The organism is Streptomyces sp. LN549 (assembly GCF_043203805.1).
GTDB lineage: Bacteria > Actinomycetota > Actinomycetes > Streptomycetales > Streptomycetaceae > Streptomyces.
On record NZ_JAZHRI010000002.1, the window covers coordinates 860,430 to 874,980 of the forward strand.

A 14,551-nucleotide genomic window follows, 5' to 3' on the forward strand; every position below is an offset into this window, starting at 1 on the left:
CAGATGCCGCTGCCTGCTGTCGCGCGGGGCGACAACAGGCAGCGGCTCAGTGGTTCAGCTCTTCGGCACTTGACGAACAGCTGGTGGCTACGGCTGCTCGGTGTCGTGCAGCGCACTCACCTCGTCGCCGGTCAGCGCCCTGTCGTACACCGCGACCCGGTCGACGGAACCGTTCCAGAAGTCGGTGTTCCCGCCCGACCACTTGGCGCGGCCCACGGACAGGGCGCCCGTGCTGACATCGGCGCTTCCAGCTGCCGCGGTCGCGGCGAGCTTGCCGTCGACGTACAGCTTGATCTCGTCACCGCTGCGTACGCCGACCACGTGGTACCACCGGCCGAGCTCGGGCTTCATCTCCAGCCGGGCGCGGTGGGCGCCCGGTGTGGAGAAGGCGAACCCGCCCTGACCGTACTGAAGGTAGAACGGGTTCTCCTGACGCCGCCCGTCCTGGCTGACGACGGTTGCGTAGTTGCCGGGAAGGGCGTCCAGCGACGCCCAGGCCGACACGGTGTAGTCACCGGTGGTGTCGACAACCGGGCCGTCGGTCTGCGCGAACTGGCCCTCACCGTTGAACTTCAGCGCGGAGCCCTGCACGCCGGACGTCCAGGACGTTCCCTCGGAGAGGGTGAGGTCCTTGTGGTTCGGCCCGCTGTCTGCAGCCTTGGCACCCTCGTTCTCGTCGAGGGACCAGGCGCCGCCGCCCTTGATCTCGTCCCGCTCGCCGGCGGCCGCGCCTGCGGCGATGACCTCCCGGTTGATCTTCCGCACCTGGGCGGGGTCGACCTTGATCTCCCGGCGGTCGTACGTCCAGAGCCCGTTGAGCTCGTTCTCCAGGTCGGTCACCTGGGTGTAGATGGAGCCGGAGAGTTCGGCGCCTGCCGCCTCCAGATAGTGGGTGCGCGTGTTCTCGACGTACTTCGCGGTCAGGGCGTCCTTGTCCGCGACACCGCTGTAGATCGCGGTGGGCGCGCCCGGCCACATGTGTCCGGGCATCCGCAGGGTGAAGCCGCCGTGCTCACCGTCCATCGCCGCGCGGTTGTCGTCCGGGAAGGCCGGGTCGGTGTTGTTGTAGTCGTGGTGGTCGATGATGTCGCCCTTGCCCGAATCCCCCTTGGAGTTGCAGCAGTTGACACCACTGTGGGCGTTGACGACGCGGGAGGGGTCAGCGGCCTGGACCTCTTCTGTGATCTTGCCGGTCTCGGTGCGGTCCCACTCGCCCCAGCCCTCGTTGAAGACGATCCAGGCACCGATCGACGGGTAGTTGTGCAGCTGTCGCATCATCTCGGCCCCCTGGTCGAGGAAGGCCTTGTGGCCCTTCTCGCCGGTGAGGTTGCCGGAGACGAAGTCCTGCCACACCAGAAGACCCAGCTGGTCGGCGTGGTAGTACCACCGGGCGGGCTCGACCTTGATGTGCTTGCGGACGGAGTTGAAGCCCAGATCCTTCTGCGTCTTCAGGTCGAAGAGCAGGGCGGAGTCGCTGGGCGCCGTGTTCAGGCCGTCGGGGTAGAAGCCCTGGTCGAGCTGGGCGAGGGAGAAGAACGGCTTCCCGTTGAGGACCAGCTTCTGGTAACCACCCACCTTGGCGACGCCGAAGGACCGCATGCCGAAGTAGCTGTCGACGGTGTCCTTGGAACGGCCGTCCTTGAGCGTGACCTCCAGGTCGTAGAGGTAGGGGTCGTCGGGCGTCCACAGGTGCTGCTTCGCGACCGGCAGGCTCAGCTCGCGGTTGGCCGGGCCGGTGACCCTGCCGACGACCTTGCCCTTCTTGTCGCGGGCGACGGCGGTGATGCGGGCGGAGTCCGAGGCGTCCTCGGAGTTGACCGTCAGGGCGAGCCTGCCCTTGTCGATGTCCGGGGTGGTCGTCAGGGAGTCGACGGCGGCCGGGGCGACGGGCTCCATCCAGACGGTCTGCCAGATGCCGGAGGAGGCGGTGTAGAAGATTCCGCCGGGGTTGGCCGACTGCTTGCCCGTGGGCTGGTCGGGTCCGGTGGTGTCGGTGACCGCGACAACGATTTCCTGCGGGCCGCTGCCCTTGACTGCGTCGGTGATGTCCGCACTGAAGGCGGTGTAGCCGCCGGTGTGCTCGGCAACCTGCTTGCCGTTGACCCAGACGCGGGCCTGGTAGTCGACGGCACCGAAGTTGAGCTTCAGCCGGTTGGCCTTGCCGCTCTTGTCGCCTTTCACGGACCAGTTCTTCGGGACGGTGACGAGCTTGCGGTAGAACATGTGGTCTTCGTGGCGCTCGAGACCCGAGAGCTGCGACTCGACCGGGAACGGCACGGTGATGCGCTCACCGAGGGTCTTCCCGAAGACGGGCTGCTCGCCCGCCGCGGCTCCGGCGAACTCCCACGGGCCGTTGAGGTTCTTCCACGCGTCGCGCACCTGCTGCGGCCGGGGGTACTCGGGCAGCGGGTGGTTGCGGTCGAGCTTGTCGCCCCAGGTGGTGGTCAGCCGGTGCGTGGACAGGTTCCCGGCCGTGCGGCTGATCTGCGGAACGGCCTTGCCACCGACCTGGAGGCCGGCTTCGCCGTCGTACCCGACCCTGACCTGCTGGCCCTTCTGGACGGGCCCGGCCAGGGTGACGATCAGCGCCTTGGCGTTGCCGGGCGCCCGGGCGACGGACTTCACCGGGATCGGCGAGGTGTCCGCCTCGATCGTGAGGTGGTCCCCCAGCGCCGAGAAGTCGCTGACCTCGTCCTCGAACACCGCCTGGAGCTTCAGACCGTCGTCCGCGACGCTCAGCCCGACCGGGTAGACCTCGAAGTCGGCCGGCGGGGTGAAGGCCGACTCGGGCACGATCTGCCTGGCGAGCTTCGGGCTGGACCAGCGCAGGAACATGTTGGCGCCGCCGGTGTCCTGGAACATCTCCAGCTTGAACGCGTGCGGCTCGCCCGCCTTCAGCGCGATCGCCTTGCTGGTCTGCTCGTTGTCCCAGTCCGGCTCCCAGTGGTCGATGACCACCTGGCCGTCGATGAAGAGCCGGAAGCCGTTGTCGCCGCTCGCCGCGAACGTGTAGTCGCCGTCCTCGGGGGCCGTGATGCTGCCGGTCCAGCGGGCGGTGGTGTTCTCCGTACGGCCGGTGGTGGACTCGAACGTGCCGGTGAGGCCGGGGAAATTGATCTGCGGGTCGAGGGCGACTCCGCCGAGCTTGTCGAAGTCCCGCGCACCGGGCGCGGACATGCTGTAGTACTCGCCCTTCAGCCCGTGGACGGCGGTGGCCGGGTCGACGGCCGCGAACGCTGACGTGGTCGCCGAGGCGGTGGTGGCGGCCGTGGCCGGGGTGGCCGCGGCGGCCGGGACCAGCGTGGCACCGACGGGAATCAGGAGTGCGGTGGCGCAGGCCACCGTTCTCAACACAGCACGGGATCGGGGCATTTGTCGTCTCAAGGCGTCGTCCTGTCGAGAGAGCTGAAGTGCCTCGAACCTGCGAGGCACAGCACATAATCGAACATTGAGCCACAGCACCAAACGCAAAACAACAGTCGTGCACGGAGAATTTTCAACGATATAAATCAGGTGGGGCGAGTAGACCGATGCCTGCGCCGGATCCCCGCCGGCATGCCGCGGGGATCCGGCGCAGGGTCACCGTCCGACTACTGCGGCAGCCCTGAAGGGGCCGTGGCCCACGAGGTGTTGGCCGTCCCGGACAGCCGGTAGGCCAGCTCCCCTCCCCTGACCAGCAGGCTCGCATCCGTCCACGACCGGTCGTGGCCGCGCCCGTCGACCGTCACCGCGTCGATGTACGGATGGGCGGCGTCGGCAGCCGGGGCCGTGATCGTGATGTCCCTGCCGTGCGGCCGGCCGATCACCGCCTTCGGGAACAGCGGAGCGCCCAGGAGCAGTTCCCCGCCGCCCGGCGCCTGCGGGTACAGGCCCAGCGCGGAGAAGACGTACCAGGCGGACATGGTGCCCAGGTCGTCGTTGCCGGGCAGGCCACGCGGGCCCGTGCCGTAGACCGTGTTCAGGATCTCGCGGACGGTCTCCTGGGTCTTCCACGGCTTCCCGAGCGCGTTGTAGAGCCAAGGGGCGTGGATGCCGGGCTCGTTCGTCGGGTCGTAGCGCACCGCGTCGCCGCCCTTCACCGACCAGGAGCCGTCCGCCTTGTGGAAGAAGCCGTCCAGACGCCGCGCCGCGACGTCCCGGCCACCCATCGCCTCGGAGAGACCCTGTACGTCCTGCGGGACCATCCAGGTGTACGTGGCGCTGGTGCCCTGCGCGAAGCCGCGGTCACTGCCCGGGCTGAACGGCGTGACCCAGGAGCCGTCGAGGTTGCGGGCCTGGATGTAGCCGTCGGTGCCGGCCCCGTCCGTGGCCCCGGGGTTGTACACGTTGCGCCACCAGCCGCCGCGCTCCTCGAACGCCTCGGCCTCCTCGTCGCGGCCGAGCAGTGCGGCCCAGCGGCCCAGCGCCGCGTCGGCGACCGCGTCCTCCAGCGTCTCCGCCGCGCCGCCCCAGCAGTGGCAGACGTCCTGCGGAGCGTAGTGGGACTCCAGGTACTGGGCCAGATTGGGCCGCTGGCCGGTGCACTGACCCGGGCAGCCGGCGTCCGAGAGTCCGTCGTCGACGGGGACGGTCGCCTGACGCGCCAGCGACTCGTACGCCCCCTCGTAGTCGAAGTTCCGTACCCCCATGGCGTAGAACGTGGCGAGGGTGGCCGCGGTGGGATCGCCGGTCATGACATGGGTGGCGCCGTTGATGTGCACCCAGCGGTCCCACACGCCGCCGTTCTGCCGGGCGAAGTTGTACAGCGACTGGGCGAAGTCCCCCGCGATCTCCGGCTTGAGGAGGGCGAGCAGTTGTATCTGGGCCCGGTACTGGTCCCAGCCGGAGAAGTTGCTGTACTGCGCCCCCTGACCGCGCTCGATCCGGTGCGGCTGCCCGTCCATGCCGGGGTAGCGCCCGTCGGTGTCGCTGACCAGGTTGGGCTGCATCAGGGAGTGGTACAGCGCGGTGTAGAAGGTGGTCCGCTGGGCCTCGGTGCCGCCGCCCGTGCGTACGGAGTTCAGCTCCCGGTCCCAGGTGCGGCTCGCTGCGGCCGCGACGTCGTCCACCCCCGCACGCGGGGCGATCTCCGCCTTCAGGTTGGCCTCGGCGCCCGCCTGGCTGACGTAGGAGATGCCGATCCGCATGTGGACGTCGTTGTCGGACGTGGTGTCGAAGCCGACCCAGCCGCCCGATCCGCGGCCCGCCCGGTCCGCCCCGGTGGCGTAGCCCTCGCCGCCGCTGCCGGTGGTCGAGCCGGGGGCGAGTGTGCCGTCCTTCCAGGTGCCGGTGGAGGAGAAGGCGCGGTCGAAGGAGGCGCTGAAGTAGAGACGGTAGTAGCTCTTGCGGTTGTTGGTGCCGCCGTTGGCGCGCCGGCCGCAGAAGGCGCCGGTGAGCACCGAGCCGGTGACCTTGCGGTGCGCGGTGTCGATCCGGACCTGGGCGTCCTCGCTGCCGTTGAGCGAGTTGGAGACCCGGAAGAGGAGGCTGGCGGGCTTGTCGGCCGGGAAGGCGAAGTCGGCCACGCCGGCGCGGCGGCTGACCGCGAGGTCGGCGGTGGCACCTGATTCGAGGCCGAGGGTGTAGCGGCCCGGGACGGCGCGCTCGTCTTCGTGCGAGAAGTTCGAGGCGTAGACGGCGTCCTTGGTGTCGGCGGACGGCGACGAGGTGACGTCCCCGACGAACGGCATGATCGGGATGTCACCTGCCGCGCCGGGGTTGCAGCCGGCGCCGTTGACATGCGTGAGGCTCAGTCCGCGCAGCCGCGTGACGCCGTACTCGTATCCGTTCGCGGCGCCGGTGCTCGTCTGGTCGCCCGTGGTGCTCGTCGGCGACCAGGCGATCATCCCGTACGGGAGGGTGGCACCGGGAAAGGTGTTGCCGCCGTTGGCGCTGCCGATCAGCGGGTCCACGTAGGCGGTGGGGCGGGTGACGGGCGCCGCGGCCTCGGCGGCGGGGGGCAGGGCGGCGGCGGCCAGCGTGCCGGTGATGACCACGGCGGCTGTTCGCGCGGCGAGGCGCCGAGTCGCGGTCAGCGGTCTGGGGGGCATGTCGCGTACCTTCCAGGGGTCCGGACATCGTTGTCAACGACCGGGGCCCGGCCGACGACAACGATGATCGATTCGCGGCCGAGCGTAGATCCCCGTGGCGCAGGAGGGAATGCCTCAGCCGCCATCCCGGGTGAATGCACGGTGAACGGATGCCGCGATCCGGACGGCACGCACCCAACCGCCCTCCCCGCGCGCCCCGGACCCGCCGTCGGGGGACGGCCGGCCGGGACCTGCGAGAAGGGCGGAAGAGCGTTCCGGGCATTCGGTCAGATCGCGTAGCCGTACTGCTCGGGGGCGTGCACGGTGCCGCTCAGCTCGCGGGCGGCATACCGCGCCCATGACGGGTTGCGGAGCAGTTCGCGCCCGAGGAGCACGGCGTCCGCGCTGCCCTCGGCAAGGATCTTGTCGGCGTGCTGCGGGTCGGTGATCAGGCCGACGGCCGCGACGGGAAGCGAGGTCTCCCGCTTCACGCGCTCGGCGAAGGGGACCTGGTAGCCGGGACCGGTCGCGATGCGTGCGCGGGGCGCGTTTCCGCCGGTGGAGACGTCCAGCAGGTCGACTCCGTGCGCCCTCAGGTCCCCGGCCAGGCGTACGGTCTCGTCGGCGGTCCAGCCCTCGCGCTCGTCCTCGGCGTTCTCGGTGAGCCAGTCCGTGGCGGAGATGCGGAAGAAGACGGGCAGGTCCTCGGGCCACACCTCCCGTACGGCGTCGACGACCTGAAGGGCGAAGCGGACCCGGTTCTCGTAGCTGCCGCCGTACTCGTCGGTGCGGTGGTTGCTGTGCGGCGAGAGGAACTGTCCGACGAGATAGCCGTGCGCTCCGTGCACCTCGGCGACCTGGAAGCCCGCTTCGAGCGCACGGCGCGCGGCCTCGCGGAAGTCGGCGACGACCGCCTGGATCTCGTCGGCGGTCAGCTCGTGCGGCACCGGGTATCCGGTGTCGAAGGGCAGCGGGCTGGGGGCGACGGGCGTCCAGCCGTGCGCGTCGGGGCCGACGGGTCCGCGGCCGGTCCAGGGGGCCGCGGTGGACGCCTTGCGGCCGGCGTGCGCCAGCTGGATTCCGACGACGGCGCCCTGCGCCTTGACGAAGTCCGTGATCCGGCGGAACGCCGCGACCTGCGTGTCGTTCCAGATGCCGAGGTCGGCCGGGCTGATGCGCCCCTCGGGGCTGACGGCCGTCGCCTCGGTGAGGATCAGACCGGTGCCGCCGGTGGCGCGGGCGGCGAGATGCGCGAAGTGCCAGTCGGTGGGCACACCCGTGGCCGGCCCCTCCACCTCGGCGCTGTACTGGCACATGGGCGCCATCCATACCCGGTTGGGGACGACAAGCGACCTCAGGGGGAAGGGCTCGAAAAGGGCACTCACGACGGACTCCGTTTCGCCGGGTACGGAAGGATCGCTAGTACGATACATCCCGTACTACGACGTCCGTCAAATTACGATGCCTCTCGTACAAGAGGCGGAACGGAGTCGGGCGGAACGGAGGGCCCCGGAGCCACGCTCGTCAGGTCAGCGGGTACGACGTGCGGCCGGACGCCTCGTCGATCTCGTCGTGGGCCTTGGTCAGCAGCTTCATCGCCAGTTCGTTGAGTGCCCGGGCTCCCGCGATCTCCTCGCCCACCCTGGGCTGTTCGGAGTCCGAGGGATGGCGGCTGGCATAGCCGTGGGCGCGGACCTCGCTCCCGTCGGAGAGCCGCACGAGAGCGGCCGCGCGGGTGCGGTGGGTGTCTTCCTCGAATTCGAGCTCGATGTGCCATCCGACAGCCGTCTGTGTCATGGCGCTCACCTCCGGAGCCTCCCCTCCAGGGTGCGCCCCGTGCCCCTGAGGCGCACGACGGGGCGGGGCGGGATGCGGACGGTTACGCGGCCGCCGCGGGCTCAGGCCCCGGGCCGTCGGCCGCGGCGGCGCAGCGTGATGAGGGCGTCGGCGTCGTAGAGCTGGTTCCAGCTGCGTCCGGCGCCCGACTTCCAGGTGATGTGAGCGGTGGCACCGTCGGTCCGGACGGCGTCCACCGTCATGGCGCGGTCGCCGTCGCGTACGTCCCCGCGGCGCAGTTCGTCAGCCCTGACCGTGACCGGGTCCACCGACCGCGCGCTCTCGGCCTCGTCCGCCGCGAGGCCGAGAGCGGTGGCCAGGTCCCGGGCCCGGGCAGGGGTGCAGATCAGCGAGAGCTCGCCCGACGGTGTCGTGACCCTGATCCCGACCCCCGCGCCGGCGGGGGTGATCTCCAGGTCCCCGGCACGTGCGCCGGTGTCGTCGTTCTCGCTCGTCATCGCTCTGCTCTCCCCTGCGTCCCGCCCGGCGCTTCACGGCCGGACAGGACATGGACCGGACCCCCGGGCTCAGCGCAGCCGGAGGCTCTCCGGCGGGCCCAGGTAGCTGGGCTTGAGGCCGCCGGTGTCGACCACCAGGTTCTGCAGCACCACCGTGGGGTCGACCATCCAGAATTTCAGCACATGCACACCGGCGGCGCCGATGTGGTGCACCGTACTGGTGACGTTGACGTTGTCGGAGGTGTTGCGGGCCCACTGCGCGTTCATGGTGCCGTCGTCGGCCCCCGTCACCTTCGTGACGTTCACCGACTGCGGTGCGGCGTCGTCGAAGGAGACCGCGTACGTCAGTCCGTCGGTCGGCAGCGGATTGTTGCGGGGCGACAGATACGCGTGGACGGTGACCGGGCCGGTCGTGAACAGGCTGACCCGGTACTCCAGCCGCGGGCTGTTGCCGCCGGGGGTCTGCCGGGCGGCGGTGACCGGGAAGGGTTCCATCCCGGCGCCGGTCCGCCCGATGTCCGGGATGCGCTGCCAGCTGATGCCGCCGCCGTCGACGGCGCGGCTGTAGTGGTCGGCCTCGACGGAGACGTACCCGTTGGCCTCGACGAAACCGTCGAGGCGTGAGCGGGACAGCGCCGGACGGTCGACGACCGCCTTGACGACCACCTCCGCCCCGTCCGGACCGCTGACGGTGACCGGCACCTCGGTGACCCCCTTCGGAGCCCTGGCCCAGTCGACGCGCAGGGTGATCCGGTCCTGCTGGTCGACCCGTCCCCGGACGCGGTCGGCGGTCAGCCAGGAGACGCCGGTGCGCACGCGGTAGTCGAACGGGGCGCGGCCCCGGTTGAACACCTCGATGTACTGGGCGGGCTGGCTCTGGTACGGGCTGAAGACCGGCAGCACGGCCGGGCTCTGCTCGTGCGGCCACCAGGCGGCCGAGCCGTCCACGGCCACGCCCATCTCGGCGCCTGCCGGCAGGTCGATGCGCTTGACCGCCGGGAAGAGCACGTCCTTGAGCGCGATGTTGTTGATCTCGGGCTGCTGCCAGGGGGCGTTCGGGCCGTAGCGGTCCACGTCGCCGTAGTCGATGTGCGGCTGGGTCTGGAAGCCCTGCCACTTGCCCCCAGCGACCTGTGTGTTGAAGCGGTCGGCCAGGGCCAGGTCGTCGGCGAGCCGGGCCTCGGCGGCGTCCGCGAGGTCGTTGGTGAGGGCCCGGCCCTGGGCGGCGTAGTGCAGGTTGGTGAACTCCGCCGCGCGCAGCGCGTACAGGTTGGCGGTGGCCTGCACCTCGTACCCGACGAGTTCGTACCAGGCGTCCTGGGTGGAGGCCGGCAGGCTGCGCCCGACCCGTTCGGCCTGGGCTCCGAGCGCCCGCCATTCCTCGGTGACCCGCTCCAGTTCGCGGTAGTCGACGATGCTGAACGGCGTCGCCCGGTCGTCGTAGACGATCGCCGAGCTGTCCGTGGCCGGGTCCTTCGCCGCGTCGACGGTGATCTTCCGGTTCAGGAGCTCGGGCTTGCGCCGCGACTGGAGCCGGGCGTACGCGCGCAGCACGGCGGCCACGTCGGCAGCCTGCTTCTCGCCGAAGTTCTGCCGGGCGTACAGCTCCTCCCACTCGGGCAGGCGGTCCAGGGGCCAGCGCTCGGGGTTCCAGGCGTACTCCAGGAAGAACTGCGTGGGCAGTTCGTTGCCCTTGAGGTCGCCGACGTTGGTGATCCACAGTCCGTGGTTCCCGTAGGCGACGGACTGGTGGAGCTGGTCCCACATGTTGGGCAGGGAGGCGGTGTCCACCCACTTGTAGTTGCGGCCGACCCCTACGTAGTCGAAGTGGTAGTAGAGGCCGTATCCGCCCTCGCGGGCGTCGTTCCTGAGGTCGGGCAGCTTGCGGATGTTGGCCCAGTTGTCGTCGGTGAGCACCACCGTGACGTCGTCGGGGACCCGGAGCCCGCGGTCCCAGTAGCGCTGGACCTCCTTGTAGAGCGTCCAGACCTGCGGAATGGTGGTGACGTCCTTGCCGGAGACGTCGGCCAGGAGCTGCCGCTGGGTGGCGATGATCTCGCCCATCAGCTCGATGCCGTCGCCGTCGGGGAGACTGACGTCGCCGTTGCCGCGCATGCCGAGGGTGACGACGCCCTCGAAGTCCTCGTCCTTCATCCGCCGGATGCCGTCGGCCCAGTAGGCCTTGATCGCCTCGGCGTTGCGGCGGAAGGACCACTCTCCGGTGCCGCCGTAGGGGTCGTGGCCGGGGGTGGTGATGTTGCCCGCGCTGTCGCGTACCGCCGCGACCGCGTGGCGGTTCCACTCCTCGATGCCGCGCATCATGGGGGCTTCGTGCGAGGTGCCCATGACGACGCCGTACGCCTTGGCGGTGGCGTGGTTGAGCGGGTCGTCCTCGGCGAACGCGCGCCCCCAGACAGCAGGCCAGAGGTAGTTGGCCTTGAGCCGGAGCATGACCTCGAAGATCCTGGCGTAGAAGTCGGCGTTGAAGCCGCCCTCGAAGCCGGGCGCCTTGCCGGGGCCGAAGTAGGCGGGAGCCCAGGTGCCGAGCGCCGGGTTCTCGTCGTTGATGAAGAAGCCGCGGTACTTCACCGCCGGGGTGCCCTGGGTGTGCCGGCCGGGCAGCACGTGGATCTCGTCGCGGCGCACGGGGGCGACGTCGTCCCACCAGTACCAGGGCGAGACACCGATCCCGCGCGAGACGTCGTACGTGCCGAAGATCGTGCCGCGCTGGTCGCTTCCCGCGATCACGAACGCCCGGTCGACGCCGGGCAGCGGCTTGTCGACGACGGTCTGGAGGCTGGTCTCCCACTTGCCCCGGATCGCGGAGACGTCGAGCTTGCCCCGGGCGATGAGTCCGTCGATCAGCGGGCTGCGGCCCACGGTGCCGATGATCGTGATCTCGCGCCCCTTGGGCGCCGCGCCGTGCGAGAGCGCGGGGCGGACGCCGGTGACCCGTTCGATGTCGCTCTGCAGGTCCCCCGCCACGCGGACGACGCCGGCCCAGTCGCGGTCGCTGACCAGGATCGGGGCCGCACGCCCGTTCCTGACCAGGGCGAAGCTGCCGCGCCGGGAGGTGAACGAGATGTACGCGCCGGGATCCGTCGGCCGCAGCGCAAGGCCGTGCCCGGCCGCGGATGCCTCGGCGGACAGGCCGAGGAGGGAGCCGAGGGGTGTCGCGGCGAGTGCGGTGAGGCCCAGTCCGAGCCCCAGCACCGCTCTGCGGCCGGTGTGCTGCGGGACGTTGTCGTCCATACTGCTCTCCTATTTGTTCATACTCATGACAAATTGGGTGGATGGCTGCCCGAAGAGTTCTCCGGTACGGGACCCGGCCAGGGTCAGCCGGCGGAGCCGGGCACCACGGGCTGCGGCTGCGCGGCCACGGCCGGCTCGTCGTCGCCGTCGGGGCCCGAGACCGCCGCGGTGATCGCGTCGGCCGTCTCGTCGGGTTCGGGGGCGATGAGCCCGACGACGACGTACACCACCAGCGAGGTCACCAGCGGGGTGACGATGACGAGGGTCTGGTCTGAGCTGTCGAGGACGAACTTCACCAGGACGTAGCCGAGCAGTCCGAGCCCCCAGGAGGACAGTGCCGCCCGCGGACCGCACCGTCGGAACAGGGGCAGCAGACCGAGCAGCATCGGAATGGAGATCGGCCCCATCACGGCGGCGACCAGGCCGACGATGATGCCCAGCACCCCGCCGAAGTGGTCGGCCTCGATGGCGACGACCATGCTGATGGTGATGAACACGACCGTGCACACCCGGGCGATGAGCAGCCCGGTCGCCGGTGCCAGGTTCCTGGCACCGCGGACGACGGCCGGGATGATGTCACGGGTGACGACGGCGGAGACCGCGTTGGCGTCGGACGAGGCCATGGCCATGGTGTGGGAGAACATCCCGGCGAGCGTCAGCCCCACCAGCCCCGCCGGCAGATACGACTCGGCCATCAGCGCGTAGACCTTCTGCGGGTCGGAGATGTCCGGCAGCAGTACGGCGGCGGCAACCGGCGGGAACAGCAGGACCGCCGGCCACACCACGTACAGCACAGCGGAGAGCCCGGCCGAACGCCGGGCCGCCTTCGGGGTGTCCGTGGCCATGTAGCGCTGGGCCAGGTTCCACATGCCGCCGTTGTACTCGAAGAGCTTCACGACGACGTACGCGCCGAGGAAGGTCGCGGTGTACGGACCGACGAGCGGGTGACCGTGCCCCTCCGGCAGCCGGTGCCAGATGGTGCCGAGGCCCGATATGCCGTCGCCCAGACGGTCGAGCACGACCCAGACCATGGCCAGGGCCGCGAAGCCCTGGATGATGAACTGACCGAAGTCGGTGAGCGCGTCGGCCCACAGTCCACCGACGGTGCAGTACAGCAGGGTGACCACGCCGGTGATCAGGATGCCGGCCGTCATGGACATACCGGTGAACACGTTGAGCAGGACCGCCACCGACGCCCATTTCGCGGCGACGTCGAAGACCTTGAGCAGGGCGCCGCTCCACGCGAGCGCCTGCTGGGTGGGGACGTTGTACCGCTTGGCCAGGTACTCCAGCGGCGAGGCGACGGCGTACCGCTGTCGCAGCCGGTTCCAGCGCGGGGCGAACAGCCAGGCACCGACGCCGGTGCCGAGGGCCAGCGGCAGGAACGCCCAGACGTAGACGGTGATTCCGTAGCTGTAGGCGATGGCCGCGTAGGCGACGAACACGGCAGCGCTGTAGCCGGACATGTGGTGGGAGATGCCGGACAGCCACCAGGGCATCCGGCCGCCACCGGTGAAGTAGTCGCTGACGTCACCGACGCGCTTGTGCGACCAGAGACCGATGAGCAGCATCACCAGGAAGTAGCCGCCCAGGGCGGCCCAGTCGAGAGGGGCCATGACAGATCCTCGATGTCCTGTGAAGGGGTACGGAGCAGGGGCCGCGGAGCCGACGGCGGGGTTCCGCGGCAGGGGTCACCAGCGCGGTGACTTCTTCTCGTAGGCCGGGTCGATCCGCCGCATGTAGCCGGTGTCGTCCCGGTTGCGCAGACCGCAGCCGAGGTACTGCTCGTGCAGCCGGGCCAGTGCGTCCCGGTCGAGCTCCACACCCAGCCCCGGCCCCTGGGGGACCCGGACCGACCCGTCGGCGAACTCGAGCACGCCGGGCTCGACGACCTCCTCCGTCTTCCACGGCCAGTGGGTGTCACAGGCGTAGGTGAGATGGGGTGTGGCGGCTGCCAGGTGGGTCATCGCGGCCAGGCTGACGCCGAGATGGGAGTTGGAGTGCATGGACAGCCCCATGCCGAAGGTGTCGCAGATTCCGGAGAGCAGTTTCGAGCGGTGCAGACCGCCCCAGTAGTGGTGGTCGGAGAGCACCACCTGCACGGCGCGCTGCTCGACGGCGGGCGTCAGATGCTCGAAGGCGACGACGCACATGTTGGTGGCGAGCGGGATCGGGGTCTGCCGCGACACCTCCGCCATCCCCGCGAGTCCGGGGGTGGGGTCCTCCAGGTATTCGAGGACCCCCTCGAGCCGGCGGGCCACCGCAACCGAAGTCGGCACGCTCCAGGCCGCGTTGGGGTCGAGCCGGAGCGGCACCCCGGGGAAGGCCTCGCGCAGGGCGAGGACCGCCTCGATCTCCTCCTCGGGCGGCCGGACGCCGCCCTTGAGCTTGATCGCCGTGAAACCGTAGTCGGTGATCATGCGCCGGGCCTGGGCAACCACTGCGTCCGGATCCAGCGCCGCCCCCCAGTCGTCGGGTTCGGCGCCGGGGTGCCCGGCCCATTTGTAGAAGAGGTAGGCACTGAACGGGACGGAATCCCGCACCGCACCGCCCAGCAGATCGCTGACCGGGCGGCCGGCGGCCTTCCCCTGGAGGTCCAGACAGGCGACCTCGAACGGGGAGAAGACCCGGTCGACGGCGCTGCTGGTGGTGATCATCCCGGTCAGCCCCGAGCCGCCGGTGCCGTCGTCCCCGGCGAGGGCCTCGGCCACCTTGCGGTGCATGGCGCCGAGGGCGTACACATCCATCCCGGTGAGGGCGTCCGCGGCCGCCCTCAGGCGGCGCAGATGGCCCTCGTCCGCATAGGTCTCGCCGAGGCCGACGAGTCCTTCGCCGGTGTCGACCTCGACGATCGCGCGCAGGGCGTACGGTTCGTGCACCCCTACGGCGTTCAGCAGCGCCGGGTCCCGGAAGGCCACCGGGGTGATGGTCACTCCGGTGATCCGGAGGCTGTCAGTCATTCCGGCCCTCTTCCGTGCCAGTTGTCATCGCAGTTCG

At 70.3% G+C, this 14,551-nt stretch carries 8 protein-coding genes; all 8 read right to left on the reverse strand.

Annotation, left to right across the window (positions count from 1 at the left end; genetic code table 11):
* Window positions 1-87 precede the first annotated feature (87 nt).
* The 8 genes from SH922_RS03905 to SH922_RS03940 all read right to left on the reverse strand — a co-directional run bounded on the left by SH922_RS03905 (window position 88) and on the right by SH922_RS03940 (window position 14,514).
* Window positions 88-3,372, reverse strand: coding sequence for a LamG-like jellyroll fold domain-containing protein (locus SH922_RS03905; RefSeq protein ID WP_393054694.1), 3,285 nt, complete (start codon window positions 3,370-3,372; stop codon window positions 88-90).
* Window positions 3,373-3,590: 218 nt separating this feature from the next.
* On the reverse strand, window positions 3,591-6,029 hold the full coding sequence (locus tag SH922_RS03910; RefSeq protein WP_393054696.1) for a GH92 family glycosyl hydrolase: 2,439 nt from the start codon (window positions 6,027-6,029) through the stop codon (window positions 3,591-3,593).
* Window positions 6,030-6,295: 266 nt separating this feature from the next.
* A complete protein-coding gene (locus SH922_RS03915; protein ID WP_393054698.1) occupies window positions 6,296-7,393 on the reverse strand; it encodes an NADH:flavin oxidoreductase/NADH oxidase in 1,098 nt (365 codons plus the stop codon).
* A gap of 139 nt (window positions 7,394-7,532) precedes the next feature.
* Entirely contained in the window at window positions 7,533-7,805 is a 273-nt protein-coding gene (locus tag SH922_RS03920) for a DUF1876 domain-containing protein (RefSeq protein WP_219572999.1), read from the reverse strand.
* A 101-nt stretch (window positions 7,806-7,906) separates the two neighbouring features.
* A complete protein-coding gene (locus SH922_RS03925) occupies window positions 7,907-8,302 on the reverse strand; it encodes a hypothetical protein (protein WP_393054700.1) in 396 nt (131 codons plus the stop codon).
* A 69-nt stretch (window positions 8,303-8,371) separates the two neighbouring features.
* Entirely contained in the window at window positions 8,372-11,554 is a 3,183-nt protein-coding gene (locus tag SH922_RS03930; protein WP_393054701.1) for a glycosyl hydrolase 115 family protein, read from the reverse strand.
* A gap of 83 nt (window positions 11,555-11,637) precedes the next feature.
* Complete coding sequence (locus tag SH922_RS03935; protein WP_393054703.1) at window positions 11,638-13,170, reverse strand: sodium:solute symporter family protein; 1,533 nt, start codon at window positions 13,168-13,170, stop codon at window positions 11,638-11,640.
* Window positions 13,171-13,245: 75 nt separating this feature from the next.
* Window positions 13,246-14,514 carry a glucarate dehydratase family protein gene (locus tag SH922_RS03940; RefSeq protein ID WP_393054704.1) on the reverse strand — a complete coding sequence of 423 codons (1,269 nt, stop codon included), beginning with the start codon at window positions 14,512-14,514 and terminating at the stop codon, window positions 13,246-13,248.
* Window positions 14,515-14,551 lie beyond the last annotated feature (37 nt).

Bases quoted from the DNA above. Each gene is read 5' to 3' on its own strand.
- SH922_RS03910 (WP_393054696.1), bottom strand. From the start codon at position 6,029: ATGCCCCCCAGACCGCTGACCGCGACTCGGCGCCTCGCCGCGCGAACA.
- SH922_RS03940 (WP_393054704.1), bottom strand. From the start codon at position 14,514: ATGACTGACAGCCTCCGGATCACCGGAGTGACCATCACCCCGGTGGCC.
- SH922_RS03920 (WP_219572999.1), bottom strand. From the start codon at position 7,805: ATGACACAGACGGCTGTCGGATGGCACATCGAGCTCGAATTCGAGGAA.
- SH922_RS03930 (WP_393054701.1), bottom strand. From the start codon at position 11,554: ATGGACGACAACGTCCCGCAGCACACCGGCCGCAGAGCGGTGCTGGGG.
- SH922_RS03905 (WP_393054694.1), bottom strand. From the start codon at position 3,372: ATGCCCCGATCCCGTGCTGTGTTGAGAACGGTGGCCTGCGCCACCGCA.
- SH922_RS03925 (WP_393054700.1), bottom strand. From the start codon at position 8,302: ATGACGAGCGAGAACGACGACACCGGCGCACGTGCCGGGGACCTGGAG.
- SH922_RS03935 (WP_393054703.1), bottom strand. From the start codon at position 13,170: ATGGCCCCTCTCGACTGGGCCGCCCTGGGCGGCTACTTCCTGGTGATG.